This window comes from Stenotrophomonas sp. YJH_SMC_135, assembly GCF_059372355.1.
On the sequence record NZ_JCAFVN010000002.1, the window covers coordinates 299237 to 324521 of the forward strand.

General features: G+C 60.8%; 32 protein-coding genes. 25 read left to right on the plus strand and 7 right to left on the minus strand.

The window, feature by feature from the left end; genetic code table 11:
- Positions 1-126 precede the first annotated feature (126 nt).
- The 13 genes from AC5P98_RS07920 to AC5P98_RS07980 all read left to right on the plus strand — a co-directional run bounded on the left by AC5P98_RS07920 (position 127) and on the right by AC5P98_RS07980 (position 11240).
- Positions 127-1341 (plus strand): tyrosine-type recombinase/integrase, encoded by a 1215-nt coding sequence (locus tag AC5P98_RS07920; protein WP_324810099.1) that lies wholly within the window; start codon positions 127-129, stop codon positions 1339-1341.
- A gap of 350 nt (positions 1342-1691) precedes the next feature.
- On the plus strand, positions 1692-1949 hold the full coding sequence (locus AC5P98_RS07925) for a hypothetical protein (protein WP_495229939.1): 258 nt from the start codon (positions 1692-1694) through the stop codon (positions 1947-1949).
- A gap of 14 nt (positions 1950-1963) precedes the next feature.
- On the plus strand, positions 1964-2164 hold the full coding sequence (locus AC5P98_RS07930; protein ID WP_495229941.1) for a hypothetical protein: 201 nt from the start codon (positions 1964-1966) through the stop codon (positions 2162-2164).
- A gap of 570 nt (positions 2165-2734) precedes the next feature.
- Positions 2735-3646 (plus strand): DUF6387 family protein, encoded by a 912-nt coding sequence (locus AC5P98_RS07935; RefSeq protein WP_495229943.1) that lies wholly within the window; start codon positions 2735-2737, stop codon positions 3644-3646.
- 159 nt (positions 3647-3805) lie between these two features.
- Entirely contained in the window at positions 3806-4006 is a 201-nt protein-coding gene (locus AC5P98_RS07940) for a helix-turn-helix transcriptional regulator (RefSeq protein WP_049423354.1), read from the plus strand.
- The gene (locus AC5P98_RS07945; RefSeq protein ID WP_495229945.1) at positions 4003-4257 is read left to right on the plus strand and encodes a hypothetical protein; all 255 of its coding nucleotides are present in this window, start codon (positions 4003-4005) and stop codon (positions 4255-4257) included. Before AC5P98_RS07940 ends, AC5P98_RS07945 begins: the two co-directional genes overlap by 4 nt.
- 50 nt (positions 4258-4307) lie before the next feature.
- Positions 4308-4484, plus strand: coding sequence for a helix-turn-helix transcriptional regulator (locus AC5P98_RS07950; protein ID WP_495230010.1), 177 nt, complete (start codon positions 4308-4310; stop codon positions 4482-4484).
- Positions 4484-5179, plus strand: a complete 696-nt coding sequence (locus AC5P98_RS07955) for a phage antirepressor N-terminal domain-containing protein (protein WP_495229947.1) — start codon at positions 4484-4486, stop codon at positions 5177-5179. Before AC5P98_RS07950 ends, AC5P98_RS07955 begins: the two co-directional genes overlap by 1 nt.
- Positions 5169-5702 carry an HNH endonuclease signature motif containing protein gene (locus tag AC5P98_RS07960; RefSeq protein WP_495229949.1) on the plus strand — a complete coding sequence of 178 codons (534 nt, stop codon included), beginning with the start codon at positions 5169-5171 and terminating at the stop codon, positions 5700-5702. The genes AC5P98_RS07955 and AC5P98_RS07960 overlap by 11 nt, the downstream gene beginning before the upstream one ends.
- A gap of 28 nt (positions 5703-5730) precedes the next feature.
- The gene (locus AC5P98_RS07965; RefSeq protein ID WP_495229951.1) at positions 5731-6207 is read left to right on the plus strand and encodes a hypothetical protein; all 477 of its coding nucleotides are present in this window, start codon (positions 5731-5733) and stop codon (positions 6205-6207) included.
- A gap of 302 nt (positions 6208-6509) precedes the next feature.
- A complete protein-coding gene (locus AC5P98_RS07970; RefSeq protein WP_495229953.1) occupies positions 6510-7253 on the plus strand; it encodes a hypothetical protein in 744 nt (247 codons plus the stop codon).
- Positions 7254-7457: 204 nt separating this feature from the next.
- Positions 7458-8882, plus strand: coding sequence for a hypothetical protein (locus AC5P98_RS07975; RefSeq protein ID WP_495229955.1), 1425 nt, complete (start codon positions 7458-7460; stop codon positions 8880-8882).
- Positions 8883-9038: 156 nt separating this feature from the next.
- A complete protein-coding gene (locus AC5P98_RS07980) occupies positions 9039-11240 on the plus strand; it encodes a hypothetical protein (protein WP_495229956.1) in 2202 nt (733 codons plus the stop codon).
- Here the strand turns inward: AC5P98_RS07980 and AC5P98_RS07985 are convergent.
- On the minus strand, positions 11237-11428 hold the full coding sequence (locus AC5P98_RS07985) for a hypothetical protein (protein WP_495229958.1): 192 nt from the start codon (positions 11426-11428) through the stop codon (positions 11237-11239). The genes AC5P98_RS07980 and AC5P98_RS07985 overlap by 4 nt on opposite strands.
- 82 nt (positions 11429-11510) lie before the next feature.
- Here AC5P98_RS07985 and AC5P98_RS07990 point away from each other — a divergent pair, with 82 nt between their 5' ends.
- From AC5P98_RS07990 to AC5P98_RS08005, 4 genes are all read left to right on the plus strand, one after another.
- Positions 11511-12212 carry a hypothetical protein gene (locus tag AC5P98_RS07990; protein WP_180863519.1) on the plus strand — a complete coding sequence of 234 codons (702 nt, stop codon included), beginning with the start codon at positions 11511-11513 and terminating at the stop codon, positions 12210-12212.
- Positions 12213-12850: 638 nt separating this feature from the next.
- Positions 12851-13315: a hypothetical protein gene (locus AC5P98_RS07995; RefSeq protein ID WP_180863521.1), complete on the plus strand. Its 465-nt coding sequence runs from the start codon at positions 12851-12853 to the stop codon at positions 13313-13315.
- Positions 13316-13736: 421 nt separating this feature from the next.
- The gene (locus AC5P98_RS08000) at positions 13737-14468 is read left to right on the plus strand and encodes a hypothetical protein (RefSeq protein WP_180863522.1); all 732 of its coding nucleotides are present in this window, start codon (positions 13737-13739) and stop codon (positions 14466-14468) included.
- Positions 14468-15325, plus strand: coding sequence for a hypothetical protein (locus tag AC5P98_RS08005; protein ID WP_180863523.1), 858 nt, complete (start codon positions 14468-14470; stop codon positions 15323-15325). The genes AC5P98_RS08000 and AC5P98_RS08005 overlap by 1 nt, the downstream gene beginning before the upstream one ends.
- A 15-nt stretch (positions 15326-15340) precedes the next feature.
- Here the strand turns inward: AC5P98_RS08005 and AC5P98_RS08010 are convergent, their stop codons facing one another.
- Positions 15341-15658: a hypothetical protein gene (locus AC5P98_RS08010; protein ID WP_180863524.1), complete on the minus strand. Its 318-nt coding sequence runs from the start codon at positions 15656-15658 to the stop codon at positions 15341-15343.
- Positions 15659-16191: 533 nt separating this feature from the next.
- Between AC5P98_RS08010 and AC5P98_RS08015 the strand changes: the two genes are divergently transcribed.
- The 4 genes from AC5P98_RS08015 (at position 16192) to AC5P98_RS08030 (ending at position 18801) form a co-directional block, all read left to right on the plus strand.
- On the plus strand, positions 16192-16680 hold the full coding sequence (locus AC5P98_RS08015; protein WP_495229961.1) for a BLUF domain-containing protein: 489 nt from the start codon (positions 16192-16194) through the stop codon (positions 16678-16680).
- Positions 16681-16977: 297 nt separating this feature from the next.
- A complete protein-coding gene (locus AC5P98_RS08020) occupies positions 16978-17592 on the plus strand; it encodes a hypothetical protein (protein ID WP_495229963.1) in 615 nt (204 codons plus the stop codon).
- Positions 17593-18030: 438 nt separating this feature from the next.
- Positions 18031-18537, plus strand: coding sequence for a hypothetical protein (locus tag AC5P98_RS08025; protein ID WP_495229965.1), 507 nt, complete (start codon positions 18031-18033; stop codon positions 18535-18537).
- A 75-nt stretch (positions 18538-18612) separates the two neighbouring features.
- A complete protein-coding gene (locus AC5P98_RS08030; protein WP_235642187.1) occupies positions 18613-18801 on the plus strand; it encodes a helix-turn-helix domain-containing protein in 189 nt (62 codons plus the stop codon).
- Positions 18802-19878: 1077 nt separating this feature from the next.
- Here AC5P98_RS08030 and AC5P98_RS08035 read toward each other — a convergent pair.
- Entirely contained in the window at positions 19879-20205 is a 327-nt protein-coding gene (locus AC5P98_RS08035; protein WP_180863531.1) for a helix-turn-helix domain-containing protein, read from the minus strand.
- Positions 20205-20570 (minus strand): hypothetical protein, encoded by a 366-nt coding sequence (locus AC5P98_RS08040; RefSeq protein WP_495229966.1) that lies wholly within the window; start codon positions 20568-20570, stop codon positions 20205-20207. Before AC5P98_RS08040 ends, AC5P98_RS08035 begins: the two co-directional genes overlap by 1 nt.
- Positions 20571-20642: 72 nt before the next feature.
- On the opposite strand from AC5P98_RS08040, the gene AC5P98_RS08045 reads away from it, so the two are divergent.
- From AC5P98_RS08045 to AC5P98_RS08060, 4 genes are all read left to right on the plus strand, one after another.
- Entirely contained in the window at positions 20643-20849 is a 207-nt protein-coding gene (locus AC5P98_RS08045) for a hypothetical protein (RefSeq protein WP_495229967.1), read from the plus strand.
- A gap of 1 nt (position 20850) precedes the next feature.
- A complete protein-coding gene (locus tag AC5P98_RS08050) occupies positions 20851-21075 on the plus strand; it encodes a DUF4224 domain-containing protein (RefSeq protein WP_180863534.1) in 225 nt (74 codons plus the stop codon).
- A 422-nt stretch (positions 21076-21497) separates the two neighbouring features.
- Complete coding sequence (locus AC5P98_RS08055) at positions 21498-21725, plus strand: helix-turn-helix transcriptional regulator (protein ID WP_180863535.1); 228 nt, start codon at positions 21498-21500, stop codon at positions 21723-21725.
- Positions 21726-21783: 58 nt separating this feature from the next.
- A complete protein-coding gene (locus AC5P98_RS08060) occupies positions 21784-22875 on the plus strand; it encodes a YagK/YfjJ domain-containing protein (RefSeq protein WP_180863536.1) in 1092 nt (363 codons plus the stop codon).
- 35 nt (positions 22876-22910) lie between these two features.
- On the opposite strand, the gene AC5P98_RS08065 is transcribed toward AC5P98_RS08060, so the two are convergent.
- From AC5P98_RS08065 to AC5P98_RS08075, 3 genes are all read right to left on the minus strand, one after another.
- A complete protein-coding gene (locus AC5P98_RS08065) occupies positions 22911-23489 on the minus strand; it encodes a hypothetical protein (protein ID WP_180863537.1) in 579 nt (192 codons plus the stop codon).
- Positions 23490-23897: 408 nt separating this feature from the next.
- A complete protein-coding gene (locus AC5P98_RS08070; protein ID WP_158490976.1) occupies positions 23898-24842 on the minus strand; it encodes an aldo/keto reductase family protein in 945 nt (314 codons plus the stop codon).
- Positions 24843-24947: 105 nt separating this feature from the next.
- Positions 24948-25133 (minus strand): hypothetical protein, encoded by a 186-nt coding sequence (locus tag AC5P98_RS08075; protein ID WP_049404788.1) that lies wholly within the window; start codon positions 25131-25133, stop codon positions 24948-24950.
- Between the last annotated feature and the right edge of the window lie 152 nt (positions 25134-25285).

Sequence of the window (25285 nt, forward strand, 5' to 3'; positions counted from 1 at the left end):
GGATTTAGAGGGGTTTTGGCGTCCAGCGGTGTCCAGTGGCATCCACTTGCATCCACGAAAAAAGTGAGTCAGGCTGTGTGTCAGCGGGCTAGACGCCCCTAGACGACTCACAGGCGCTCGACTCACATGCTGACCGACACCAAGTTGCGCTCGCTCAAGCCGAAGGCCAGTCCCTTCCGTGTGGCTGATGCCAACGGCTTGTGCATCGAAGTGCGCCCATCGGGAGCCAAGGTCTGGCGTTACCGCTATCGCTACCTGGGCAAGGCCAGCATCGTCACGCTTGATGAGTACCCCTCAATGTCGCTGCAGGCTGCTCGCGTAGAGCGCGACCGTCTGCGCTCGTTGCTGCGCGGCGGGGCAAATCCTGCTCAGGTGGCTCGGGTGGAGAAGGCCGCACATGGCGAGCGGTCCGCCAACACCTTCAGTGCCATCGGCCTCGAGCTGCTGGCAAAGCGCACCAAGGAGGGGCTGTCTCCCGGGTCGGTCGTGCGGGAGCGCAGGCTGATCGAGAAGGATCTGGCCGGGCTGGCGGATCTGCCTATCGGGGACATAACGGCTCCGGTCCTGCTGGCGGCACTTAGGAAGCTGGAACAGCGAGGCGTAGTCGAGACTGCCCATCGCGCCAGGGCCCATGCCGGCCGAATCTTCCGCTATGCCATCGCAACCGGTCGTGCTGATAGGAATCCGGCCCAGGATCTAACCGGGGCGCTCGAGCAGCCGCAGACGAAGCACTTTGCGAGCGTGACCGACCCCGCTGTCATCGGCGATCTCTTGCGCGCGCTGTGGGGCTATCAGGGAGCGCTGGTCACTCAAGCGGCGCTGAAGCTGGCCCCTATGCTGTTCGTGCGTCCGGGCGAGCTTCGCCAAGCGAAATGGGCCGATATCAATCTGGATGCAGCCGAGTGGCGTTACGTCACCAGTAAGACCAAGACCCCGCACATCGTCCCTTTGTCCGACCAGGCCGTCGAAGTCCTGCAGGAGCTTTACCCGTATACGAAGCGGAGCGAGTTCGTCTTCCCTGGCGTGCGCAGTGCGCTCAAGCCGATGAGCGAGAACACGATGAACGCAGCGCTCCGAAATCTTGGCTTCGACTCAGACACGATGGTCGGCCACGGCTTCCGAGCAATGGCGAGAACGGTGCTGGACGAGGTTCTTGGCTACCGCCCGGACTACATCGAGCATCAGTTGGCGCATGCCGTGAAGGATCCGCTCGGGAGGGCCTACAACCGGGCAACCCACCTGCCGGAACGCCGGAAGATGATGCAGGCCTGGTCTGACTATCTCGACCAGCTGCGCGTTGCAGAACCGAACGTGCTGGCCTTCAAGGCCAAGCGCGCCTAACCACCAGATAGGCCTCTAGGGAGGGCCATAGCAAGAAGCAGAACCGCATAAACAAAGCGGCCGAGGAAGGGGCGGGAACCCCTAGCTCGGCCTACCACAACCGACTATTGGAGAGTCGATCATGGATTGCAACATTGTACCTGTTGCGCCTGAACGGGCGCGTTCGGCCGAAAAACGGCCGTCAGTCTCTACGCGGGCTACTCGCCCCAACACGTTCGTCCGAGTCCACCGCTGGCTCGCCCTCAACGACGACGCAAATACTTACAAGCTCTGCACGGCGCTGTTTGTCGTTGCTCTTGCGTCGGCCGCTACTTCCCCTGCGTCAGTCACTGCGTGCCTGGGGGTGATCCATGGCTGCTGCTGAAGTCACCATTGAGGCAGCGTATGGGCGGATACCGGTGCAGGACAACGCGCCCACGTACAAGATCTGCGCCGGCATCGACACGCTGCACGCGCTTGGCGACGCCAGCCTTTACGTCAGTTTCGTGCGCTCCTTCTGTAGAAGCTGCATGGATAACGAAACGGTTCCGTCGTTCGATGATCTTGTTGTTCTGGATCATCTTTTGGAACAGGCCCAAGCCCTCCGCCGTGCATCGAGGACCGACTAATGGACGCAAGGGAGATGGAAAGCCGCATCTCAGAGCTTCGCTACGCACTGAACAATGCCGTGCAGGCTGCGTGGGATTTCCAAGGTGTAACAAACCTGCTTCTCAACTCTGCGGAGTATGAGTCGCCGCATATCCCGCCCGAGGTCCGGGCGGTGATAAGTATTGTCAACGAGAGGGCTACCTCTGTCGCTAAGGCGATTGAGGAGGTCCTGTGAGTCGATCAAGCACGCCCAGGTACAGGCGGCCGATCCGATTTAATCGGACCCGCGCAAACCCAATCCAGCGCTTGCCCTTCTATCGCCAGAGCCACGCTAAGGCCGGGGACTACTGGCGAATGCCGGAGGCCCACGGTCATCTGATGGGCCGTGAGGTGGGCCGGGTCTGTTGTCTCGCATTCCTCCAAGCACTGGGGGAGGCGGCAGCAGACCCGCGCACTAGCGGGAGTGCCCACTTGGCCGATATTGTCTGTTCGGTAGTTGAAGCGTACGGCGGGAGCCTGGGCAGCGCTCAGCGGGGCATTGTCGACGGATTCTTTGGGCCAGAGTCGCCGCTGAGGGATGTTCTGCTCTGGGGTCTTGAATCCAAGAAGGGAGCTAACTACACCATGGAACAACTAGAGGATGCTCTCAGCGACTTGGCATCGGTCACCGTTGAGGATTACGCCGGAAGGCGCACAGTTCCAGTCCAATCTCTGATCCCTGATAGGTCCGACCATCCCGCTTTCGAACTGTCATCTCTGGACGCAAGGCCTCGGTGAGAGGCAGCTTTAACTGAGGAAGAACTACATGGCCCGTCCAAAATCTGCCAGTCGAATTCCCGATTGGTTCAATCTGAAGGCATATGACCGCTTGTCCGGCTTGGACGCCAATGGGTGGCTTACGGTGGTCAGTGGACTCCGACTGCTACTCGATGAAGTTCCTTACTTCTATCGAGTTGATGATGAAGACGGGGAGCTCGATCTGGATGAGCTTGAGACGACCTTCGTAAGCTTCCAGGAGGATGAGGGAAAGGGGTGGGCCGACTGGAAGAAGCGGGACTACACCGTCGACAAGGATGCTTTTGACTTTGGAAGCGTGCAGTCATTGAGCAACTGGACAGTTGCTCATATGGGCGCAACTCTTGGCCACATCCCTAACGGGCCGGAGTTGCTGGCCGGCGTCCAAACCGTTGTATCTCTCGAGGGCATGAAGGAGTTCAAAGAGGCGAGGAAGGCCGCTGAAGCCTTGGATCCCTTAGAAGACTTTGCCAATACTCCTTTCTTCATTTCGCTGAGGGACTCCAGGCACCTAGCAGGTTCTGGACGCTTGCTCCCGAGGCGTAGGACGCTTTCCGTCAACATGCGGGCTCCTGACGAAATACTCCGCAAGGATTTCGACCGCTGGCTGCAGGCGATGCGCGCGCTCCAAGGACACCAAGCAGCGAAGAAGCCGTTCTCTGACGCTGACTTCAAGCGGTGGGTCCGCAACGCGTATGTCCCCCTCTTAGTCCTCAACAAATGGAAGGAGATCACCGGCACGAAGATCACGTATGGAGATCTCTGTGACGCTGCATTCCCGCCAGGGAGGCGCGTGGAAGTGGACGACGTCCGCAAGACGTTCTTGCCTAATGCCAAGGCGTGGGTATCAACCGAGACCATCGACGCTCTTGCTGCCCAAGCGGCCAGGGAAGACGAAGAATCGGAAGATTCTGGAGGCTAGAAATTTCCGGAAGTTCCTGGTGCAGACACTGGCCCGGGCAGGAAAGAGGGCCAAATTTGGCCCTTCTAGTGCACGTGCTATGTGCATAGTTTTACATCCGCCCGGACACAGACGGGCGGGTGCGAACACCGGTTCGTACCCAGCTAACAGGTACGAACTATGGTCAACTCAACGAACGCCCTCGATCCCCTGCTGCACCGCATTCCTGATGCGTGCCGCCGGCTCAGCGTCAGCCGAACGACCCTGTACGAACTGATCAAGGCCGGGGAGATTCGCTCGGTCAAGATTGGGACCCGGTCCCTGATCCCGGAGATCGATCTGCAGCGAGTTCTGTCCTCCAGGCTGGGGGACGTGCAATGAGCGGATTCAACTTCTCCGACCTGAGCGCCGATCAACGCCGCCTGCTGGACTTTGGAGGCTGGACCGCCGATCACCCTCACGCCGAGACCAAGCCGGCCCGCAAGGACGCTGTAGGCCTGATTGAGCGCGGGCTCCTGCTGGCCGTCAGCGTCCGCAGGCGCGACAAGTACGGTTCCTACTCCCTGACCGAGTACCGGGTGCCTGATACCGCTCGCCGGGCATGGGCACTGCACAAGGAGGTCACCCCATGACTTCCGATGCTATCCGAGCTGGCCGAGTGGCAGCCAGGGGACGGACCTTGATGCGCCTACCCGAGGTAGTCGCGGCCTGCGGTATTTCCCGCTCCCTCATCTACAAGATGGCGAAGGAAGGCCAGTTCCCCGGACCCATCCGCGTAGCTGCCCGTCTGTCTGCTTGGGATTCGGAGGCTGTGCAGAGCTGGATCGACTCCCGCTGCGAAGAAGGGAGGGCGACCTAATGGCTACTGGAATCGTCCACGTAGAGTTCCACGGGGCCGAACTGATCGGCCGACTCCATCAGGGACAGCCCTTTGTGGCGATGCGACCCATTGTGGAGGCCATGGGCCTGGACTGGTCCAAGCAGCTGGACAAGCTGAAGTCCCACCCGGTGCTGGCCCGCCAACTGTCTACCTTAAGGGGGATGGTTGCTGGCGATGGTAAAGGTCGTCAGATGCAGGCGTTGCCCCTGTCCAGGCTTCCGTTCTGGCTGGCCACGGTCAATCCCAACAAGGTGAAGGCCGCGATCCGGGAACGAGTGATTCTGTTTCAGGAGCAGGCGGCCGACGCCCTTGCAGCTGCGTTTCTGTCGAATGGGGAAAGGCGTGATGCGGCAATGGCAAAGCGCGTCGCGGGAACCGTCATGTGCCGGATCTTGCACGACACGCTGGTGGGCCTCGGGAAGGACCCGAAGGGCTATGACTACGCGACAGAGCATCGCCTGGTGAACCACTGCATCACCGGCGTGTTCCAGGGCGTGTCCGAGGACTCCCTCTCGACTGACCAACTGAAGCTGCAGCAGGAGCTGCGGATGCAGAACGCCGTCTGGATCGGGCAGGGCATGGCCTACCGGGATCGCAAGCCTCTCCTCGAACAGCACGCGGCCACTTGGTGCCGCGCCCAGCATATTGGATTGGAGGCTTCCCATGGCCACTAGAGCGGCTCAGAGGTTGCTGCATGGGCCGAGCGGCCTCTTGGTATCACCCGCGACAGGGCAGCTTTGGAGCGCCTGTGGACGTGCTACGGGCCGAAGGGGCCGCGATGGGTACATTCGCGTCATTGCCCGCCTGGCGGGTGGCTCGTGCGCGACTTGGTACGCCCACAGGCTCGTTTGGGAGGTCGTGAACGGCCCTGTTCCAAAGTCAATGGAGGTCGATCACCTCGATGGCAATCCGTCGAACAACCGGCTGGAAAACCTTCAGCTGGTGACGGGGGCGGAGAACCGCCGCCTCCAGCGTGCGCGGAGCATGGCCAAGTACGGCAGCCCCTCTCCTCACTGCAAGCTCAGCGTTGCGGAGGTGAAAGCAGTTCTCCGCACCATCGGAACGGTTCCCACCAAGGTCTGGGCGCGTCGCTACGGCGTCACCACGCCAGCCATAAGAAGCATCCGGAGGCGGAAGACCTGGCGACACGTCGAAACAGATACGAACACCAAGCCCAGTCGTTCCAAGCGCGGCTGAGGCCGCGACCACCGCCCTTGGGGGGCAAATGCACAGTACAGGCCAGGACCGCGCGCAGCGGCCTCCAGAGGGCGCTGCCGGCTACGCGCCGACACAGCCCAAGAAGAACGTCGACAGGCGGCGGCAGAAGCTGCAAGGGCGCTCTAAGGGGCCGCCCTTCTTCATGATCGAACACAGAATCTCCGACTCGCCCGAGTTCGGCAGACTGTCCGGCAATGCGGTGAAGCTGCTGCTGGAGCTGGCTCGGCAATACCGCCCGGGGAAAAACGGCGACCTGAGCATCCCTTGGTCGATGCTGTCCACGCGTGGATGGAAGAGCAAGGCGACGGTCCACAGCTCCAAGCTGGAGCTCCTGGCCGCAGGCTGGATCATCGAGACGCGAAAGGGCGGCAAGAACATGTGCAGCCTGTACGCCCTGACGTACTACGCGATTGATGAATCAGAGAAGCACCTAGAACCGTCGACTGTCACTCCGCCGAACCTGTGGAGGGGACGCAATGGCTAGTCGCTATGTGGGCCAATGTGGTCGCTATGCAGGCCAATGCCCCGATGAGTTGGCCCGCATACAGACCTACGAGGTCGCAATGCAGGCCAGTCAGGCGGTTATCCACAGTACCCCGAGGTCGCTATGTGTACACCCTTCTAGATATATACCAAGCGGAGCGTGCTTCTACTGCTTCAAGGCACTGTCTTTAGGGCTTAGGGCCTGGGCGGTCCTTTCGCTGGCAATTCGGTGCATCGAACTGACCGGTTCGCGTGCCGGACTGGTTCGCCAGGCGGACGGCCAGCGGCATGGGGAGGGCGCCTATGGCAGCCCGAGACCATGAGCGCTATGTGGAGCTGGTGCTGCTGTCGGACGACTCTGTCGACTTGGTAGTGAGGGCCATCGCTGGCGCGTTCGGTTTCGGGGTGCCTACTCGGCCGGCAATCCGGCACGCGTCAAGGCGGAGGTCCAGCGAGGAGTCCTGTCCGGATGAAGGCGCGTACCTGCCCATCCATCGGGTGCACTCGATTGAGCAGGCCGCATCCAAGTACCTGCCGGCGCAGGCGGCGGCTCGTAAGCAAGCGCTGGAGACGTTCAGCCCGAAGGATCGCCAAGCGGTGCTGGAATTTGACCAGATGGCGGTGATGCGCTCCCCGGCCGCGGCTGATCGCACTCGCCAGCTAAGGGGCTGGAAAGCACAAGGCTCGCTGACAGCTGCACCTGCCAAGGGGCCGAGCAGGCTGGTGCTGCACGCACTGGCGGACGCGCAGCTGGACGGTCCTCTAGGTGCCTGGCTGATGCTGTATGCGGTTGGCGACCAAAGAGTGTGGCCAGTGGTCTGTCGACACATGACCGCCTGCGGGCATCCCGATTGGGCTTCACTCGAAGCAGCCAGGAGACTGCTAGCCGGACGCCACCAGCAGTCCTATCGGGAGGCGGCCAAGGACCAAGCCCGCCAAGAGGCGCGGTTTCGTCGCGAGGTGCAGTCGGCCGAGAGGCGCCTGCTCGAATGGCTGGCTCGCGCCAGCCGGAGAGTTGCCGCCGCAATGGGCTCTGCCTGCGAGTAGTAGACCTACATGGACGGCAGTGGACGCGGGAGTCAAAAGCACCCGGATTCCGACCTACCTAGTAGGGCCCCACGTCCCCCCAAGGGCGGGTCCGGGCGGCAGCCCCCAGAGAGCTGCCGCCTTCTTTTTTTGTCTAGGGAGGCGCGCCGAGCGTACCCCTTGGCGTAGCCCATCCGGCGACTACCAACGGAGCAATCGAATCCAATGGCCACCTTCTACGAATCCTTCGAGCAGGGCATGCGGAATGGCATGGCGAGGCGGGAAGCAACAGAAAAGCGCAACCGGCTCGCAGAGCTCCAGTCCCTGGCGCCGCAGGTTATCGCAGGCGATCTTGACGCTACCACTCGCTCTTACGCGCTTGATCCGACTACTACTCAGGCCTATCAGCAGGAGGGTAATCGCCGTCAGGAGAAGCTTTTCGGTCTTGCGAGGAGCCTGAAGAAGTTTGATAACCATCCGCAGATGCAGGCTGCTTTGTACAAGTCTGGAGTACCTTTCCTGCGGGCCGAATTTGGCCCAGGCATCCCCGAAGTGTTCGACCGCAACACTGCGATGCCGATTGTCGACCAAGTGCTGGCGATGGCCGCTGGCCAGCCAGCGCCTCAAGGCGATCAGTTCACCTTGTCGCCAGGCTCAAAGCGATTCGACGCCGCTGGAAATGTTCTGGCGGAAGTGCCGTTCGCGCCGGCCAATGCCAATGTGATTGACGTGCCCGATGGAATGGGAGGCAGCATGCAGATGATCTGGGACCCTCGCGAGCGCAAGCTAAGCGATTTTCCTGGCTCTGGGCAGCAGGCAGTGATGGCGTCCACTGGAGTAGGCCCGGCAGGCAACCGCTACAGTCTCGGGTCGGACTTGAATCCGGACGAGCTGGCCGCTGCACAGGCCGATATCGCCGCTGGCGGAACGTTGGATAACGTAACTCTGCCTGACAGGCAAGTGGCCACCGCCGGGAGGATGGGGTACACCCCACCCAAGCAGCGTGAGGCGCCACAAGGGTACGTCTATCAGGGGAATGCGTTGGCGCCAATCCCCGGAGGTCCGGCCGACAACTCATCCCCCCAGGCCATTGCTACCGGCGAGCAGAGCCTACGCAAAGAGGTGACCCAGAACCTCAAGGAGGATCAGGGCGTCCTGTCCATGTATCGAAACGTCCAGGCGGCTGCTGGCCAGCCAAGTGCAGCCGGCGACCTGAGCCTGATCTTCGCGTTCATGAAGATGCTGGATCCAGGCTCAGTGGTCCGCGAGCAGGAGTTTGCCAACGCGCAGAACGCTGCAGGCGTCCCAGATCAGGTGCGTAATGCCTACAACAAGGCGATCAGCGGCCAGCGGTTGAATCCCACGCAGCGCCAGGACTTCCTCAACCAAGCCGCTCAGCTCGCGACCAACGCGGAAGGGCGGATCACTGGGACAACCCGGAAGTACCAGGACATTGCACGCCAGTACGGGTACGACCCCGTGCGTGGCACGGGCATGGCCGACTTTTCTGGCGTCACAAGCAGCGTCAGTGGCGGCCCCGAGTCATCCGCAGGCCCGGCTCGTCCCCAGACGGATGCTGATTTCAAGGCTCTTCCCAGCGGCTCTCTCTACATCGACCCGGACGACGGTCGAACCTACCGCAAGAGGTAAGCAATGGCCCGTTTCGATGGAATCCCGGTTGATGAGCCGGCGAAAAGCAAGCCACGGTTCTCTGGGGAGCTTGTGGAGCCTGCGAGATCCACTCCAGCCCCGACCCCGACCGCCCAGCGCAGCCAGGTTGCACCGGATGGATGGAAGTATGGGGCTGTGCGCGACACCATGTTTGGTGCACGGTCGGTGCTGCAAAGCGCCGGCGGCCTTCTGGGCGCTATCGGTGGCGATGCCTTCAACAACTACGTGGTCAACCCGGTTGCGCGCGCTGTGGGCGCTCAGGAAGCCCGGCCTTACCGAGAGGAGGCTGCAGCGTTGGCTGACTCCCTAGGATTGCCCAAGGCGCAGACGGCGGGTGACCGTGTGCTGGGTGACGTAGGCGAGGCTGTTGCGGGCACTGGCTTGACCCTTGGCATCGGCGGCGGCATCAACGCCCTCGCCGCAATGGCACCCCGCGCCGCGCAAGCAGGGGTCGCCCCTGCACTCCGCAGTACGGCGCCGGTGGCACAGAACCGCCTAGCCAACTTCTTGACCGCGCAGCCGGGCCTGCAGACTGCGTCTGCGATTACGGGTAGCGCTGCGGCATCAGGAACCAAAGAGGCTGGTGGCTCTCAGCGCAACCAGCTGCTGGCCGGTCTGGCTGGCGGATTTGCACCTGGCACCCTGAGCGGACTTGCGAGTCTTGCCACGGCTGGTCGAGTCAGCGCCACTGGCACAGTGCCAACGGCTGCAGCTGGCGCCGCGCGCCGTGCGGCGAGGGGGAATGATGCCTCGGGCGTACAGAGCATGATTGACGACTTCGCAGCTTCTGGCACCTCACCCAGCGTCGGGCAAGCCACTGGCAATCGTAGTGCTAGTGCCCTTGAAACCTACCTCGGCAATACCCCAGGTGGTTCGGGCCAGATTGCCCAGCGCGCGGCCGATCAGGCGGCTGCGGCGCGCAACGCCACCGACGACCTGTCCAACAGGATCGCGGCTGGCGGCGCGGACCTGACGCCGACTCAGGTCGGAACGAACGTCCAACAGGGCATCTATGGGCCTGGTGGCTTTGTGGATCGAACCGGGTCGGTTTCGGATCGACTGTATAGCGAGCTGGATCGCCATCTTCCTGCAGGTGAAATGGTGCCCGTCTCCAATGCCCGGGGCGCACTTCGGGAGATCAACGCTGCGATCAACGGCGCGCCGGAGCTTTCCCACCTGTTCGACCAAGCGGCACTTAAGCAGATTGAGCGCGCGCTGGTCAGCGACACCACCGGGGGAGCATCAGTCCTCAGCCGGCCAGGGATGCGTGAGAACGCGGCCGCCTACAGGCAGTACTTGGAGCAGCAAGCCCAGGAGGCGGCAGAGAGAAATGCGCGCAGGCAGTCGCTGGGAATGACTGTGATGGAACCGGTGCCAAGCCGAGCCGACATCGAGCAGAACCTGAGCAGCACTCTGGGCAACATGGCGGACGGGACGCTTCCGTATCAGGCCCTTAAGGAGCTGCGCTCGAAGGTCGGCAAGCAAGTCGGTGCGACGTTCCTGACCCGTGACGCCGCCCACGCTGAGTGGAAGAAGCTGTACGCAGCGCTTTCCCGAGACATGGAGGCTGCCGCCACAACGCCGGAGGCCAAGAAGGCGTTCGCCAGGGCCAATAACTACTATCGGCTCAGGGAGCAGCGCTTGGACGCTATCGGCAAGATCGTCCAGAAGGAAGGAGGCCCAGAGGCCGCCTACCAAGCCATGTTCACTGGTGCGCGGAATGGCGCCACTCCCCTGAAGCGCGTGATGGACTCGCTCCCTGCGCAGGTACGCGCCGACGTAAGCGCCTCCTTCCTGCAGCGGATGGGACGCGCCAGCAAAGCCAACCAGAACGCTGCCGGCGACGCCTTCTCAATGGAGACCTTCCTCAGCAATTGGGCAGATATCAGCCCCGAGGCCAAGAGGCAGCTATTCAACAATGCACGCTTCGGAACGGACTACGTCCAGAACGTGAATAAGCTGGCGAGGATGGCTGACTCCATCCGCAGTGGCAGCAAGGTGTTCGCCAACCCTCCAGGCACAGCCAAGCAGACTGCTCTAGGCGTCACCCTCGGCGGCACGGGCCTCATCGCGGGCCAGAATGTGATGCAGGGGAATCTCAAAGACGCCGCGATTGCGGTCGCATCAACCCTGGCACTGGCTGGCGCCAACAACCTGCTCGCCAGAATGATGACCAACCCCAAGGCGGTCCGCTGGCTGGCTAGGAACACCGAACGGGATAGCGGCGACATTGCCGGGCAGATCAACACGCTGCTGCAGATCGGCAAGGAAGAGGACGACGACGAGATGGTCGAGCTGGCTCAGCGCCTGAAGGCGGAGGCGGCCGGGCGGCGTTAGATGCCGAAGAAGGTCAGAACCGAGTACGCCAGCCCAGCGACTGCAGCGAGGCCCAAGGGGACGGCGATGATGGCCAAGGCGATGGATCTACCGCCAGCCTTCCCCTCTGGGTAGCGCTGGTTGAAGGCCTCGCTCTTCATCGCTTCCCAACTCTTTTGGGGGGCGTAGTTGTTGGTCTTCCAGTCCATGGCACTGCCTCAATCGGTATCGGCCGGTTGAATCGTAGCACCGACCTGGGGCGGAAGCCCTGCGTAGAGGAAGTGACACCCCATGAGGAAAGAGAACCAACCAGCCGGCGGTGCCAGCCAGCGTGCGGCCAAGCTGGATGTGCCTCTGGAGAAGGGGCAGACCCTGGAGGAGAAGTCGGCCGGGCTGATCGCTGAGGGCATCGCCAGCAACGCTTTCATCAGCCTGTTGTTTGCGCAGCATTCCGGGGTGGCCGGCGGCAACGAGCTGAACGAGCTCGTGAAGTCGACCCGGGCGGCAGTAGGGCGTGCCGCAAAGGGCGAGACCGACCAGGCCGATGGGCTGCTGACCAGCCAAGCCATTGCCCTGAATGCGGTCTTCCTGGAGATGAGCCGTCGAGCGGCCCTCAACATGGGGGAGCACATGGGCGCCATGGAGACCTACATGCGGTTGGCCCTGAAGGCGCAGTCCCAGTGCCGAACCACCCTAGAAACCCTGGCCGAGATCAAGAATCCGAGAGCCGTGGCGTTCGTGAAGCAGGCCAACATTGCTGGCGGCCACCAGCAGGTGAACAACCATCCCCCAGGCAGCTCCGGGCCGGTCCCGGATGAGGCCGGGCGCGCGGAAAGCAAAAGACGGCCAAACGAACTATTGGAGGAGATCTCAGATGCGCAATGGCTGGACCCCAGAGCGGCGCCGGCGACAGGCGCAGGCAATCCAGAGCTGGCGACCGTGGGAGCAGGCCACCGGCCCGCGCAGCGTCGAAGGAAAGGCCAAGGCGGCTAGGAACGCCTGGAAGGGCGGGGAGCGGAAGGCGCTCCGTCAGCTGGCCGCTGTCCTTCGGGAAGTCAAGGGGCTAAGGCAGCGGCTCATTGGCTAGGGCGCGGGAGTTTCTGGACGCCTCCACGCGCACGAGCCCGCCGACCGCCACCCCCGGAGTTTCGCGACAAGTACGCGCACGCGCGCGAGGCCGGTCGGGTCTCCGGAGTTTTCCGACGCCTTTACGCGCGCGTGCTATGCGAGCGAAGCGGCATATGTCGGCCCAACGTCCAGTATTTGGAGCCCCTAAAAGGAGCGGATCCATGTTGCTTTGTGATGCCCCCCAAGTCCTTTCGGCAGAGGGGGAGGTGGACTACGTAGACCTGATCACCCGCGCCGGCCTGGCGAAGGACCTGATCGGGAAGATCAACTGGCACTACCTCCTGCATGAGGACGGGTGTCCTGGGGAGGTTGGTGAGGCGTGTACCTGCGGACTTGTCGTGGCCTTCGTAGGGCGGTCCGCCATGGTCATGGTGGATAGCCAGTACCGGCACAGGGCCGATCCGATCAATTAGTCGACTGTGTGGGGGCCTGAAGCCTTGGTTGGGGGGCCTGATAGGATGCGGGCAGGCCCTGGACTGGCCAGGACAGCAATGGAGATGTGGATGGCTATGAAGGCAAGCTTCTTCCGGATCGGTAGAGATAGAGACCTCCCTCCTGGATCGTTGATTCTGCAATCGAACAACTGGCTACTTAGGACAACGATCCACAGCCAGGGAGAAGATAGGCCTTCTGCGCTCTGGCTGACCGGCGAACACGTTGGAACATTCCAGCTTCTCGACGATGTAAGCCAATGCGTCACCTTGGACCCGGCGCTGAAGCTGGAGTTGCGAGTTGACGGACCCATCGAAGGCCCTGCTGGTGCACGGATTGGCTCGCTGATTTGGTCCGAAAATGAAGCATCACCGGCGATCTGCGCTGTAGATCGTTTGTTCATGACGATGGAGGGGATTGCGATGGCCCGCGCGTCGGGTATTAGGTCCTTCTTCGCTCCGGATTGGAGCATCTGGATCGTGGACGAAGACGGCAAGGACATGGCGAAAGGCGCACTCGTTACGGTGAAATCTTAACGGCCCGTACTGGCTGCACGGGCGGTCCTGGCATAAGTCCATCGAGGGCAGAAGGGTGGGCAATTCCGGTTGGCTGGTCGATAGGGCCGCGCCGGAAAAGCAGTCGGCTGCGTGAAGGGAAGCCGTCGAATAGGCCTGGAACTCGATGCGGCAGACCGTTCATCAGAGTTTTGTCAGTCCCTAAAGGCGGGCTAGGCCGTGAAGCGCCTGCCCGCCTGAAGCGTTTTCCCGCGAACCACTGCATGCTGGGCTACTGCTGCTCATCTTCGTGTGCCAGATCCTCGCTGACCGCTCCCTAATCTCACTGCAGCCCGCGAACAACGCATTCTGAGGCTCTCGTCCGCCATTGGCCGATGAGCCCTAGCCCGGTTAGCATCTCCCCAGTCGGGCACGGCGCCCACCAGAGCTTCAAGGGGGATAAATGGAATTGGCTTGGGCCACCGTAATTGAAGGATCGGAAACGCCGGCCGGAGACGGCGACTTTGGGGCTCTCCGGTGTGTAATTGAGACGGTGGACGGCGAGCTTCTTGCCGCAGTTCTTAAGCGCGACCCTCCGGAATTCGTCTTTGCAGAAGCGCTCTGCTCAATTCTTCTAAGCAGATGGGGTCTAGTTGTTCCTCGGCCATTCCTCATCAAGGACACTCACGGGGTGTCGTTTGCTAGTGCAGACGTTGGATACCCCAATCTCAAGCAGCGGGTTGGACTAGGACCAGGCTACGCGGAGGCTGACCAGGAAACGGCGTTTAAGGTGGCTATCACTCTGGTCGGTTCCTTCCCATCCACCCCGCTCGCCCTCGCGATAGATGAAGCGATAGACAACCGCGACCGCAACCTCGGAAATATCCTTTGGGACGGCACCCAAGAGGCATGGATAGATCACGCCCTAGCTCTTGGAAACGGTCTTCACATGGATGACCTGAATAAGCTGTGCATACTGATGGTCGAAGCCGGCAAAGCGGACGAGGCGCTACATGGTGCAATCGCCCAGTGGTTGGCTCTAAATCGATCAGAAGTTGCCAGCGCAGCCCTTGCTGTGGAAAGGCTGCACAATGCAGGACCTTGGCAAGCGCTGATCGTGGAGCGCCTTGAGGACTTGGGTGCTCGTCTCACTGCTCGCTTCCCTAGACCTGATGATCTATTGGCAGATCTGTGATGAATACGCCTACGGAATCCATCGTGACCAAACCCCAACGCCACCCGTGGCGGCCCATGTTCTGGGAGCCGGTGACGGGAACTGGTGAACGAATCCTCGTTGGAGTCCTCTACTGTTTCGAGGGCACAGCGGGTGTATCCCGTTTCATTCGAGATGAGTCGCTTGATGGGATGTTCGGTGCTCAGGCGGCTGGTGCGCGCCGTTTAATTGACCAGGCGTTGTCTACATATGTCGCTATTGCTGAGCAGCGCAATGGGAACATTGGATCGACGGAAGCAAAGTACATGGGGCTGGTTCCTGGGCCGCTGAGGGAAACGTCAGCCCACAGTTTGAACGACCTCTTGCGTACAGCTGCGTTGCTCTACTCCAGTATGGCAAGCCTCGCCAAGCTAGAGGACCTAGATCAAGCGGAGACACCGCTTCCAGAGGACGTCAATCGACGGTTCAGTACCGAGGTTAAGGATCTGGTACTAGCGCAGCGCCCGGAATTCTCGGAGTACTTCGGCCGTTCCACACCTCTGGTCAACGGAGGCAACCCTGTGAAGTTCGGTTTCGCCTCACAACGGGCGCTTCTCCACTTCTGTGTCGTCCATCCATTGCGTGTTGGGGCAAGCATTCGTGATGCTAGGGCCCGTCTTTTTGAGCTTCAGCGTGCTCGCGAACTGGTTGAAATCTCAGAGGCGGCGTTGATCGGTGCGACTACCCGCAACGACGACGTTACGCTGGGCGACAAGCAGAGAGCCGCTGTAGCCAGTGCGCGCGAAGAGATTGAGGCTGAGGCATTGGCGGCAAGATTGCGCTTCTATCCAGTCACATCTGCCGTCGAAGGGGCAGAGAGGGTCTTGGAAGCAGCGTAGAGCGCTGCTGCTCGGCTATGGGCGGGATTGAATTCCTAACTGGCCCCGCCAGAAGTCTAGGGCCTGAGTCAGAAGCCCTCGCATGCTCACATGTCGGCCGTCAGGGCTTTCAAAGTAGATCTCCACTGCCTCGGCGAATACGCCTTGGCCGAATGGAGCATTGAACAGGCTCGGCGTTACCTTCAGCTGATCCGCTCGGTCGATCTGGCGGACGCGTGACTGAATTGAGGCCAACCTCCCGTGCTTGGCGGCATCGGCTGCATCGGTGAGTAGCTGCAGGTCTGGATAGAGAGCTGACAGAGCTTCGCGGCCTTGGCTCACTGCTTCGGTCATGTCCTTCCTGGATGACCCGCCCGTGTAGCTGCCCATCACCCAGTAATCGACCATGTGAGAGGTTACGATCAGTGACAAGATCCCTCGGCGGAACTCCCACGGTCGCTCTAAGTACTCGGAGCAAGTTGGCTCGACTATCAAGGCGAAGTAGTTCTGGGCTTCAACCCGCATTGGAAGATCTCGCTATGGGAATTGGCATGGTTGAAAGGGCAGGATGGCAGTTTCGCAGAGATCGCAGAGGCGCAAGATTCACTTGGGGCGTTTTTTGGGTGCCAGCTGGACGCGGGGCGTCGTAGGTTTATAGATAGCCAAGGCAGGACTAGTCAGCGTCCGGTCGCCAAGAGTGCGCAGCGCGGAGGACGAATGGGGCGTACTGGCTGACACAGACGTCTAGCAACCAAGCGGATAAGTGACGCCGCGCTCCTGAACTGTTCGGGGTGCAGGTCACTGTTTCACGGCGCGATGACGCCGTCTGTTGAGCCCGGTGCTAGCCTCACCAGCTTGGGGGGGGGGGCTGACAGGGAGACTATCCAATGCCGATCAGGGCTGTGGTGTACGTGAGCGAGGCAGGGCCGACAGTGGCTGGTTGCGCTCTTGACCTGCCGAGCGCGAAGCTTGAAGAACTGGTAGACGACGCCGCGCGTTTTAACAGGGATGCCGGAGTGACGGGCGTCCTGCTTTTTGACGGAGCAAGATTCCTTCAGTACCTGGAAGGTCCAGAGGATGGCTTGACTGTCGCCTACTCTCGGGTACTGGGATCGCAGAGCCATGGCGGGGTTGTCGAGCTTCAGCGCGGCCGCGTCGGACAGCGCCGCCTGCCTTTCTGGCCGATGCGCTGGCTTCCGGTAGAGCGCCAGGATTTGTCTAGCGTTGCCCATGCAGATTGGACGCGCTTCAACAGGCGCGGCGATGCTGAGGCGATGAATTCTACAGCGATGGACCGTTTGGTCAATTTGGTCCAGGTTCGTGCGGCTACGCCGGTTATCGCTCGGGATGCGCCGCCGCTTCGATCTGCTCTGTGAGCAGGGCCAGCCCCTGGCGCATTGCTGCGGAAGTTAGGGCGGAATCTTCGAGGTGATTGTCAAAGATCCCTGGAACTATGCCCTCCCATACCCTCGTCAATGATGTCGGATCGGGGTGACTGATGACGAGGGCGCGGAGGCAATATTCCATCGCTTTGAGGTAGCCCCGATGGGCCTCAAGTTCCGTGGTACAGCTATCGAGGCGGTGCAGTAGCTCTGAGATGGTTGGCATAGGGCGCTCGTAGACAGCTCGCTGAATGAGGGTAATAGTTAGGGCATTCCATATGGCCCCAGGCAATGAGCATCCTCAACGTTCTGCTGTCGCCAGATCAACTATTGGTTGCTGTAGATACCTTGGCTGAGGACTCGCGGACGGGAGCCAAGTCGGCCGGCGCTAAGCTGCTCCTTATCCCTCAGCACAACCTAGTACTGGCGACTCGCGGGAGCGCGCAGTTCTTCCTGCGGATCTATGAGTTAGCGCTACAGGCCAGCTTCCGCGCGGACTTCACCATGGAGCAGCTTGGTAGAGAGCTGGGGCTGGTAATCGACCAACTCTGGCCGGCCTACGAGAAGGCCGCGCTGGAAGCAGGAGTGGCTCGGTCGGCGATAGGGACTGAACTCGTCTTCGGAGGATGGTCCCCCCAGGCGGGGCGCATGATGGCCACCGCATACGCCAAAAGCGTCAGCGAGGCTCCAGCTCGCGTGCAGCCGCTTCTAGGCGGACTCGCTTCCCCTGGCGAGCCGCTGCGGGGAAGTCCGGACAGTTTTGCGCCCGAGGACGTGTTGGACGCTGGTCGGATTCAGGCTGCTTGGCTGAATAGGATGAGCGCACGGGAGGTTGCCGGCGGCCGGTTGCTCGCTGCCCAGCTGCGCCCGTCATGTGCCGTGATCTCTGATCTAGGGGCTATATAGGTCGCGAGGATCTATTCCGGCTCGGACCAGCATTCGATCACGTCGCAACTGTTCGGCCCATTCTGCCCAGATCCGCGCACTTGGCAGATCAGCGCAGGCGTGACATGTCGGGCAGGTAAGCTGAACGCCCGTGGGAAGTTCTACAAGCCCTAAACCGTGAGAAAGCTTGGACGTGTCTCCACAGGCCTGGCAGGTGCAGATCAACGCCTCGACGCCTTCAAGGCTGCCGTTGGCGCGTAGCAAAGCACTGATCCTGAGGATCCGGAAGATGGTGGGGGTGGTCATGGGGTCCAGCCATTTGGGGCTGGACACGGGCGGGAAGGATTTTCCGCCGGAGAAGAGCCAAGAGGGTGTAGTGTCGCACTTCGGCGTGAAGTGTTCATCAAAGGGATAGGCGCCTTTCGCAGCCTGTGCGACGGCGGTCCGTATCCTGCGCCCATGCTCCCTTCCCTCGGCTACCAAGGCTTCCGCACCGCTCCTATCCCTGCCGGATGGGTGCAGATGGGCGAGCGCTGGGCACTGTGGTGGAACGGCCGGGAGGTAGCCAGCCTCACCCCTGATCGCGCGGGCGGCCTGCGCATGACGCTTAATGCGCTGAAGATGTGGCAGACCAAGAGCGTGAGAGTGGTCAGCTTGCGCCAGGGCAAGCGATTCGCCGAGCGATGGTGCGCCGCCAGGCTATATCCGGACCTGCCTCTGCGAGACGCGGTCGTCCGCCTGACCGACAACACACCCATCCAGCCGGCGCCACCGCTGCCTGGCCTGCCGCCTACCCGCGAGCAACAACAGCAGGCCGAACGCCTAGACGCGGCAGCGGCGGCAGCATCGGCCCGAGTGATGGCCGCACTGGAGCCGATCCGGACGCCGGCGGAGATCAAGCCCAGGGCAAAGGGGCCATGGAAGGGGAGAATCCGACCCAGCAATGCCGATTTCTCAAGGGTATGACCATTCCCTTGGTCGTCGCGGGGGCTACTCTATTCGTCGCAAAGGCTGGGTTGCTGCAGGGCCACGATGAGATTGATGACGCTCCAGCGCTGGCTGGACCGCTACTTCGAAGAAGGCAGCCGCCCGTCCATGCAGGTGCTGCAGCGGCTGCTGCGCGAGGGCAAGCTGCCCGGTCGCAAGGTCGGCGGCGCCTGGTACATCGACGAACACGAATGGCTGGCGAATGGCGACGATCTTGTCCTGAGGGTCTTGAGGAGTTCTTAAGGCTGGATGCAGTCCCGCCACCTGGCTTCGGGATCGCCTTGGGTTCGGAGCTATAGCTACGAATTGGCTCCGCATCCAATGAGGGGTAGCATCCGCTCAGGCAGCCATGCCGGCTGCAGGACGCCCTCTTGGGGATGACCCCAGAGGCAGGGGAGTGGGCGCTGTGAAAGGATTTCTGATGCTCTGTCTGGGGCTGGCTTTGGCGTGGACAAGCGGGGCTGATGCGCGTGGTGTTCGGGTCAGCGGTTACGTCAAGAAGGACGGGACCTATGTCGCCCCGCACTACAGAAGCGCTCCGAATCGGTCGACGCTGGACAACTACTCAACCCGGGGGAACTACAACCCCTATACGGGCCAAGCTGGCAAGAAGGATCCGTACGCGCTACCTCCGCCGAGGGGAGGATCCGGATCCGGATACGTGCCCAGTGCCCAGGCGTCGACCTATGCCCAACCGGTCTATAGGAGCCCTTCGGCTCCAACGGAGCCGACTCCATATCGCTTTGCAGACTCCAGCGGCGGCTGGCCCAAGTTCAACGCGCCGGCCACCGCGAGCCCGGAGAGTGTGGACGATGTGGAACGCTACGGTAGTGCCCGCGCTAACTATCTGGCGTCGGCGGCTGGAAGTCTCTGCAACGAGTTTTTGCTAGCCGCTGACGAGATGGCCAGGTCGGCAGAGACTTTGGCCAAGTGCGCTTCGCGGATGGACCCCAGACAGACCTGCGCAGTCGAGGCTGATGACGCTATGCAGTCTTCCATTCGTTACCAAGTCAGCGCAAGCAGGGCACAGAGTTACTGTCGCGGGCCTTAGCAGATCGAATGGAGGAAGCGCCATGTCTAGTGAAGATTGCACCGTACCGTGGGAACTGAGGGCAATCGGTGCACATGACGTCGGGATCCTTTTAGGCTTGGCGCCACGCACGGTCCTAGAGACCGTCGCCTGCAGGCCGGATTTCCCTTTACGCGTATCAATGCGGCCAGCGACTTGGGTTGCAGGAGAGGTTCTCAAATGGAGGGACGAGAACAGGGCCATTCCGAAGGGCCGGAAAGGCAAGCGGAGCAGTGCATCGGCCGCCGCCGCTAAGCCTGCCGCGCGTCGGTTCGCCGGCGACCCTTAGTTCTCCGGTTCGTCGGTGCCAAGAGGGCCGCGAGCCTTTCATCGGCCGAGCCAGGGCGGGGGACTGATTGGGATGCTCTTGGTGCTGCTTGCCCTACTGTCGATGCCCGCCGCGAGCGCTCCCACCAATCCTCAAGATCGGCCGGGTGAATGCGATCCGACCTGGCACTAGCTCCTAGCCGAACAGCCACGAGTTGCCCTGCGTCAATGGCTCTGCGAACCGTCTTGGGCGCGCAGGCGCTTCGTTCTGCTGCCTCGGCCAGCGTCATCAGCTTTCCAGGCAGGGTCATTAGCGTTTCCTGTTGCGTTGGTCGTAGCGGCGCAGCCGCGCCAATGCTTCCTCCATCTGGGGAGACGCAGGGACCAGGGACGGCGACGCGCCGGCCGCCACCTTGGATTTCCAGCCGCTGGAGCTGTGGATTGCTCTGTACAGCTCGTTCTTCTCGTAGAGCTTCTTCCCCATGAATTGTCTAGGCGAGAGGTCGTACTCTCCGGCCTTTGCATTGAACTGACTGACTGACACTCCGCAGTAGTGCGCAGCCTCGTCCACAGTCAGCCAGTCTTTGCCAGAAAGGTCGATCCGCAGGGTGGTCAGCTGCTGCCTCAGCAGGGCGATCTCCTGCTCAAGCGGCAATTCGGCTGGCAACTCGTCCATGGCGTCTCCTCGGTCTGTAGCCGAGAGTAGCGCCCTGGGGCATGATCGGCACTGGCTACTCTGAGACGTCCGATGAATGGCGAAGTGCTGTCGCGCGCTGAGGTCGAAGAGATCACTAGAACCCCGATCAGGGTACGGCAGTTGGCCTTCTTTACGCAGAACCGGATCCCTCATTACGTCAACGAGTACAACGAAGTGATCGTGCTGCGTAAGGCGGTGGGAGCGCCAGAAAGGCTCGACGCGCCCAGGCCAGTATGGCGATCCAACAAGGAGGTTTGAAATGTCTGAAAAGCTCTGCCTGACCAAGGATGAGATCAAAGCGCTGACGCGCACGCGTTTGAAGGCACGACAGCTCCAGTTCCTTCGCCAGAACGGCATCCGGCACTACATCGATGGGTACGGGTGGCCGGTGGTGCTGCGGGCCGCAGTGGGCATTGTCGATCCGACGCCGACCGTCAAAGCCGTTCCGTGGCGGTCCAACAAGCTCGGGACACTTCCTGGCTGACCGGCCAAGCAAAAGAATTTCAAACCCATAACACGATAGGGAGGGGCATCAGCCTCTCCTCTATGCCGGCGCAATGCCGGCTCCCTACTGACTAGGAGCCTATCGTGTTCATCGAACGATCCAATTCCCCTCTCGAATACCTGGCCGCCTTCGCGGTCGTCTTCATGGCTGGCTTCTTGACCAGCGAGCTCAGGTAACGCGCCAGGGGTGCTTCATGAAGCACCCCTTCCCTGTTCAAATTTGGTTCCGGGTCAAAGAAATCTAGTTCCTTCTGGCTCCATATCGATGCTTGGCACTACCTGCTCCATTGAAATCAATGACTTGCGAAGTGGTGGAGTAAAAGTTTACCGCCGCTAGCGCGCTCCCCAGCTCGATCTGGGCTGCCTAAGCTCCCCTCGTCGCAACCAGATGAGGATCAGGAAATGCCGCTCGCTAGCAACAAGTCGCTCTGTGTGATCAGCCGTGAAGAGGCGCAGAGGCGCCTCGGGATCGGCCGCTCCACCTTCTACGCTTTCTGCAACGAGAACTCGCCGTCGTTCAAGCCGTCCTTCCCCAAGCGTGTTCGTCAGGGCGGCTTGGTGGGCTTCATCGAGCACGAGGTGGACGACTACGTGCGCAGCCTCATGCAGGCTAGGGAGGTGGGCCGCTAGGAAGCTCTAACTTTCCCAATCAGCAAACCGGCTTGGTTCCTAATGAGGCCGGATTCACGTGACGTTCCCTGTAAACGGCGATGAAAAGCCGGCAGGAATGAACGTTGTTATCAACAAAAGAATTGGAAGAAGTTACATGGGTATCGCAGGAAACAGCGTGTCAATCACGCGGCGAACGTACCTCTGGGATGAATACGGTCGGCCCGTCATCACCAGTGAGCAGAGCGCGATCTATGCCGTGAAAAAGATCGTGGACATGATGGGAAGGCTGATGCGCAGCAAAGGAGACCTGTTTAAGGTGAGCTCCACGGGTCTCGTCTTGCAGGATGATCTGGCTCAGCAGTTCCGAACCTGCCTCAAGGCTGACCTGGCCAAGATCGCGCGCCACTTCCCTGCCCATCGCCACAGCCCGCTCTTCACCATCTTCAAGCGCTTCAGCGCGCCCGTACGCTTCAAGTGCAGTGGGAGGCTCATCGCAGAGGACGTTGCTCCTCTCAATGCTGCTGTGGCGAAGATGCGGGCATTCACTAAGGGCGCCGCACTGGGCACCGCGTTAGCGAACATGCGTCGCGCTGAGCGCAAGAACCGCAGCAGCACACGCGAGCTGCTGCATCAGTTGCGCCAGGGCTACTCCAAGTTGCTGATCATTCGATTGGACTTGGGCTACTTCTCGAAGATCCTGACGGATCTCGGCTTCTGTGCTCAGGATCTGCCTATCAGTGAGGTGCAGCGTCACCGTGACGCATTTGTCACGTACCTCCGCAACGGGCCGTACTCGAAGGATCTCGCTGGCTACATCTGGCGCCTTGAGTACGGTTTGGAGAAGGGCAGCCATTTCCACATGGCCATCTTCTTCGATGGCCAGGAACTGGCCAAGGACATCACTATTGCTGACGCATTGGGACACTACTGGAAGAACTTTGTCACCGGCGGTAACGGCATGTACTTCAGCTGCAACAAGAACAAGGAGGCGTACGAACGCTGTGGCATAGGGATGGTCGCGCGTAATGACGATATGGCTTGGGCCAACGTCGAGGAGGCGATGTTCTACCTCACCAAGCAGGACTATTACCTCCGCTTCCGCCCCGCCAAGGGCACCCGGACGTTTGGTTCCGGTGGTCCGTACGGCGGCGTTCAATCCGTCGAATAAGCGAGATGCTGCCGGCCCCCTCGCGGGGCCGGTGGTCAACGCGCCGAACGCAGCTTAGCTACCAATTCCAGCATGGCGGGCCTCTTCTTGAGCCTCGAAAGCCAATCAGCCTGGTTTGAGCTCATACCGTGCTCGTCGCCAAATTCCTGAGCCTTAAGCTCAAGACCTTCGATTGTCCTGAAAGCGGCCTTTAAATGGTGCGCTTTCAACTTGGCTGCTATCGCATCAAGATTCTCGGTGAGGTTGGCCGCTTTTGCCTTACCCCCTCTTTTCCCGGCGCGGGCTGGTCGGTCGACCTTGCTTGCTTGAAACCGTCCTTCGCGGATGCCTCGGTGATAGGACAGCGTATTGCTCGCCTGAAGCAGATGAAACCACGCGTCCTCTAAGCTGCCTTCCGCATGATGAGCCTTGGCCTGCCTCAAGTGGCCCTCCACGAAGTCCAAGTTCTCCTGGGACAGCTCAATTAGCTCCGAACTACCCCGGCCCCCGATCCGTGTGAAGCTCCCCTCCAGCCGGTCTAAGGCGCTGAAATGGGACTTGTCGACCACGAGCTCCGACGTCCACCCTCGGCTCTCCAAGTACTCGAATTCATCCAGAACGGGCTTTCTTGCCACCGTCAGTCTCCATGGGCTGTGACTGAATAGTCTCTTCACGTTTGGAGCGATGGCAAGAGCAGGCACCGACTAGCCACGGGACAAGTGAGTCGCTTTGTGAGTCCAAAGTAGATTTAGGTACGCATTAGGCTTGCTAGATCAATGACTTATTAGATCTATGTGGTTGCTGGTGGGCCATCGAATCAGGCACTTAGAATCATCCGCAGCGCCTTCTTCGTCAAGCCGGCGCGACCCGGTGACCGCTCGGTGACCGTTTACGCTCCGCTGCTGTCACAGTTGGCCGCGGGTTGCCCTGCATCTTCGGGCGTCCACTGCAGAGCGCTCCTGCGTGCGCGAATCCAACGCTGGATGTCGCTCTGGTATCAACGGCGGACGGATCTCTCCCGACTCCTCGGCTGGCGCATGAGATCAGCACTGACCCAGCGAGTGCAACTCCAGCCACAACTCTGGAGTGATGGAGCTCGCGACGTCTACTGATTTCAGACATTCGGCTAGTTGCGTGCCCTCCGAACAACCGAGCAGGACACTACTGACGAGCCTGTTTTGCAAGCACCACGCAATGGAAAGCTGGGCGCGAGATACTCCCAGAGCCTTGGAAATTCTCTCGATGCCTTTTGCAGCTTCGACCCATCGCAGGAATTGTGCCTCACCCGCATGATCCCTCAACGTCGTGAAGTCCCGGAAGGACAGTCTCGAGCCAGGCGGGATGCCCTGGTCGTAGCGACCAGCGAGTATGCCCTGCTTCAATGGCGACCAAGTGAGCAACCCCATGCCATATCGATCAATCAGGTCTGGTAGATCTTCCTCCACAGCTCTGGTAGCGACCAGGTTGTACTCAGGCTGCTCGACGGACGGGCCAATCAGATGATTGGAAAGAGCGAAATCATGCGCCTCCGCCACCAGTCCAGCAGGCCACTTCGACGTCCCCCAATGCAGCACCTTGCCCTGCACAATCAACGAGTGCATCGTCCATACGATCTCTCCAACACTCACATTTGCATCTTGTGAATGGCAAAGATAGATATCCAGGTACTCCAAGCCCAGCCGTGTCAGCGCAGCATCACACTCCTCCACCAGGTGCTTGCGGCCCAAACCGCGTTGAGTCGGCTTGAGCTGGTCGTCCGGCTTTGCCCCGTAGAATGCTTTGCTACAGATGGAGTAGGTGTCGCGCTGCCAGCCGGCATCTCTTATCGCACGCCCCAGCTCCGTCTGCGCCCCACCCCAGCCATAATTCTGGGCGGTATCAAACAGATTGATTCCTCTATGGTAAGCCTGCGATAGCAACCTGGCGCCATCCGAATTACTCAGCCGCTGACCAACACTAAGCCAGGTGCCAAGGCTGAGTACAGACACGCTCAAGCCCGTCCTTCCAAGATATCGATATTGCATGAAAGTACCGGTAAAGACGGGGTGGCCATAGGACACCCCGTCACGCAGCAAGATTAGAAGTTGAATATCTCAGGAAAAGCTAGGCGTCTCGCACTTCTGGTCATATCCGCCGCTTTTCTGGTCGAATTTGCAATACCCACCTGTATTCTGCGCATAGGTTTCGAACCCGCCACCAGCGACGGCATCGGTCTCCTGCGGCGTCAGCAGCCGCGCGACCAATTCTTCACCCTGTGACTTCTTGTCGCTTGCATTCATCGCGAACTCCCTTCTGATTGTAGATCAACAATTGACCGCACTTCCCTTGATTTCCGTCGACCGCGGTCGGGATCGACGGGTACAACAGGCATGAGCCTCGGTGAAGCGAGAGAGCAGGATTGCCAAGCAATCACCGCTCAGGTCCAGCACAC

Excerpts from the sequence above, each read along its gene's own strand:
- AC5P98_RS07920 (WP_324810099.1), top strand. The coding sequence starts at position 127 with ATGCTGACCGACACCAAGTTGCGCTCGCTCAAGCCGAAGGCCAGTCCC.
- AC5P98_RS08055 (WP_180863535.1), top strand. The coding sequence starts at position 21,498 with ATGCCGCTCGCTAGCAACAAGTCGCTCTGTGTGATCAGCCGTGAAGAG.
- AC5P98_RS08045 (WP_495229967.1), top strand. The coding sequence starts at position 20,643 with ATGAATGGCGAAGTGCTGTCGCGCGCTGAGGTCGAAGAGATCACTAGA.
- AC5P98_RS07975 (WP_495229955.1), top strand. The coding sequence starts at position 7,458 with ATGGCCACCTTCTACGAATCCTTCGAGCAGGGCATGCGGAATGGCATG.
- AC5P98_RS08000 (WP_180863522.1), top strand. The coding sequence starts at position 13,737 with ATGGAATTGGCTTGGGCCACCGTAATTGAAGGATCGGAAACGCCGGCC.
- AC5P98_RS08030 (WP_235642187.1), top strand. The coding sequence starts at position 18,613 with ATGACGCTCCAGCGCTGGCTGGACCGCTACTTCGAAGAAGGCAGCCGC.
- AC5P98_RS07995 (WP_180863521.1), top strand. The coding sequence starts at position 12,851 with ATGGCTATGAAGGCAAGCTTCTTCCGGATCGGTAGAGATAGAGACCTC.
- AC5P98_RS08050 (WP_180863534.1), top strand. The coding sequence starts at position 20,851 with ATGTCTGAAAAGCTCTGCCTGACCAAGGATGAGATCAAAGCGCTGACG.
- AC5P98_RS07955 (WP_495229947.1), top strand. The coding sequence starts at position 4,484 with ATGGCTACTGGAATCGTCCACGTAGAGTTCCACGGGGCCGAACTGATC.
- AC5P98_RS07950 (WP_495230010.1), top strand. The coding sequence starts at position 4,308 with ATGCGCCTACCCGAGGTAGTCGCGGCCTGCGGTATTTCCCGCTCCCTC.
- AC5P98_RS07960 (WP_495229949.1), top strand. The coding sequence starts at position 5,169 with ATGGCCACTAGAGCGGCTCAGAGGTTGCTGCATGGGCCGAGCGGCCTC.
- AC5P98_RS07965 (WP_495229951.1), top strand. The coding sequence starts at position 5,731 with ATGCACAGTACAGGCCAGGACCGCGCGCAGCGGCCTCCAGAGGGCGCT.
- AC5P98_RS08005 (WP_180863523.1), top strand. The coding sequence starts at position 14,468 with ATGAATACGCCTACGGAATCCATCGTGACCAAACCCCAACGCCACCCG.
- AC5P98_RS08010 (WP_180863524.1), bottom strand. The coding sequence starts at position 15,658 with ATGACCGAAGCAGTGAGCCAAGGCCGCGAAGCTCTGTCAGCTCTCTAT.
- AC5P98_RS08075 (WP_049404788.1), bottom strand. The coding sequence starts at position 25,133 with ATGAATGCAAGCGACAAGAAGTCACAGGGTGAAGAATTGGTCGCGCGG.
- AC5P98_RS07985 (WP_495229958.1), bottom strand. The coding sequence starts at position 11,428 with ATGGACTGGAAGACCAACAACTACGCCCCCCAAAAGAGTTGGGAAGCG.
- AC5P98_RS08015 (WP_495229961.1), top strand. The coding sequence starts at position 16,192 with ATGCCGATCAGGGCTGTGGTGTACGTGAGCGAGGCAGGGCCGACAGTG.
- AC5P98_RS07940 (WP_049423354.1), top strand. The coding sequence starts at position 3,806 with ATGGTCAACTCAACGAACGCCCTCGATCCCCTGCTGCACCGCATTCCT.
- AC5P98_RS07925 (WP_495229939.1), top strand. The coding sequence starts at position 1,692 with ATGGCTGCTGCTGAAGTCACCATTGAGGCAGCGTATGGGCGGATACCG.
- AC5P98_RS08040 (WP_495229966.1), bottom strand. The coding sequence starts at position 20,570 with ATGGACGAGTTGCCAGCCGAATTGCCGCTTGAGCAGGAGATCGCCCTG.
- AC5P98_RS08035 (WP_180863531.1), bottom strand. The coding sequence starts at position 20,205 with ATGACCCTGCCTGGAAAGCTGATGACGCTGGCCGAGGCAGCAGAACGA.
- AC5P98_RS07990 (WP_180863519.1), top strand. The coding sequence starts at position 11,511 with ATGAGGAAAGAGAACCAACCAGCCGGCGGTGCCAGCCAGCGTGCGGCC.
- AC5P98_RS07935 (WP_495229943.1), top strand. The coding sequence starts at position 2,735 with ATGGCCCGTCCAAAATCTGCCAGTCGAATTCCCGATTGGTTCAATCTG.
- AC5P98_RS07945 (WP_495229945.1), top strand. The coding sequence starts at position 4,003 with ATGAGCGGATTCAACTTCTCCGACCTGAGCGCCGATCAACGCCGCCTG.
- AC5P98_RS07930 (WP_495229941.1), top strand. The coding sequence starts at position 1,964 with ATGGAAAGCCGCATCTCAGAGCTTCGCTACGCACTGAACAATGCCGTG.
- AC5P98_RS08025 (WP_495229965.1), top strand. The coding sequence starts at position 18,031 with ATGCTCCCTTCCCTCGGCTACCAAGGCTTCCGCACCGCTCCTATCCCT.
- AC5P98_RS07970 (WP_495229953.1), top strand. The coding sequence starts at position 6,510 with ATGGCAGCCCGAGACCATGAGCGCTATGTGGAGCTGGTGCTGCTGTCG.
- AC5P98_RS08020 (WP_495229963.1), top strand. The coding sequence starts at position 16,978 with ATGAGCATCCTCAACGTTCTGCTGTCGCCAGATCAACTATTGGTTGCT.